The sequence below is a fragment of the Rhodococcus sp. no. 34 genome (assembly GCF_054589475.1).
In genome coordinates this window covers 153,146-154,424 of the sequence record NZ_BAAILK010000046.1, presented here as the reverse complement: position 1 = coordinate 154,424, position 1,279 = coordinate 153,146, and the positions used below count along the sequence as shown (strand labels likewise).

Sequence of the window (1,279 nt, the reverse complement as noted above, 5' to 3'; positions counted from 1 at the left end):
CACGACCACCCCCACACAGCGTTGTGACGATCAGCGTTGTCACGATCAGCGCCGGGAAGTGTGGCTCGGGGATTGAAGAGAAACATCGCACCGCCTCGATATCGAGTGGAAACCATGTGGCGATCCTGCGAGAGCGCAGCCGAAGGTCATCGACCTCGACGAAGGGTCGCTTCGAAGTCCGAACCTCCCCGAAGGTCCGAACTCAGGATCAAAATTTGTCGTCGTCAGGCGTCAGGAGCACCGCAGTGTTGCAGTGCTCGACGCAAGGCTAGAAACCGGTTGCCCACACCTGCTCTACCGGAAACGTTCGGCTTCGCGGGCAAGCTCGGTCAACCGTTCACACAACTGTGTGAGCTCTGAATTCTCTGCGCCCTCGGCAATTGCTGTCGCCACATCTTCGGCAGCGCATCGGACCTCGAACATCCGATCCACGAGTTCGACCGCTTCGACTGCGGTCAAGATGACGGCGTCAGCCGGGATCGACGTGCCCTTGACGGCATTGCGCTGCTCGTACGCACGCTGTCGACAAGACTGGCTGCAGTACCGGCGTCGACGACCGACACCGGTCACCGCGACCTCTCGACCACACCACACACACGGGTTTCCCGAACGCGCAGACTGCGGTGATCCGACGCGTGTGCTCTCAGCCATGAATCGACACTGTACTCGAGATTCGGACGCCTTCGATGAACGCGCACGGTACCCGGTAAGATGGAGAGGTTGCGTCTTCTCGCCACACGGGAACCAATCGGGTGCTCGTGGCGTTGTAGATGAGTGTGAGCGTCTACTCCCCAAGTCAGGGCGCCCACCAGCGGTGACGAACGAAGAGAGGACACCACCATGGCAGATCGCGTACTTCGAGGTAGCCGACTCGGAGCTGTGAGCTACGAGACCGACCGTGACCATGACCTCGCGCCCCGTCGTATGGCCAAGTACAAGTGCGAGAACGGCGAGATCTTCGACATCCCGTTCGCGGACGAAGCCGAGATCCCCGGCACCTGGTTGTGCCGAAACGGCCTCGAAGGCACCCTCATGGAGGGGACTGCTCCCGAAGCCAAGAAGGTCAAGCCTCCCCGCACCCACTGGGACATGCTGCTCGAGCGTCGCTCGGTCGAGGAACTCGAAGAGCTCCTCAAAGAGCGTCTCGATTTGCTGAAGGCCAAGCGTCGCGGCGCATGAACTAGCACTTCGATCAAGACCGTCCGGTTCTACACCGGGCGGTCTTTCTCGTTCTTCGGGGAGTGATCGTTCACAAGTCGACGTCATACTTCGGCCCTTC

The 1,279-nt window shown here is 60.5% G+C and carries 2 protein-coding genes; one reads left to right on the top strand and one right to left on the bottom strand.

Translation table 11 applies throughout. The features are described 5' to 3' along the window. Positions 1–294 precede the first annotated feature (294 nt). Positions 295–651, bottom strand: coding sequence for a hypothetical protein (locus tag ACYP01_RS21975; RefSeq protein ID WP_054781759.1), 357 nt, complete (start codon positions 649–651; stop codon positions 295–297). A gap of 189 nt (positions 652–840) precedes the next feature. Between ACYP01_RS21975 and ACYP01_RS21970 the strand changes: the two genes are divergently transcribed. Further along, a complete protein-coding gene (locus ACYP01_RS21970) occupies positions 841–1,179 on the top strand; it encodes an RNA polymerase-binding protein RbpA (RefSeq protein WP_003944971.1) in 339 nt (112 codons plus the stop codon). Positions 1,180–1,279: the final 100 nt, after the last annotated feature.

Bases quoted from the DNA above. Each gene is read 5' to 3' on its own strand.
- ACYP01_RS21970 (WP_003944971.1), top strand. From the start codon at position 841: ATGGCAGATCGCGTACTTCGAGGTAGCCGACTCGGAGCTGTGAGCTAC.
- ACYP01_RS21975 (WP_054781759.1), bottom strand. From the start codon at position 651: ATGGCTGAGAGCACACGCGTCGGATCACCGCAGTCTGCGCGTTCGGGA.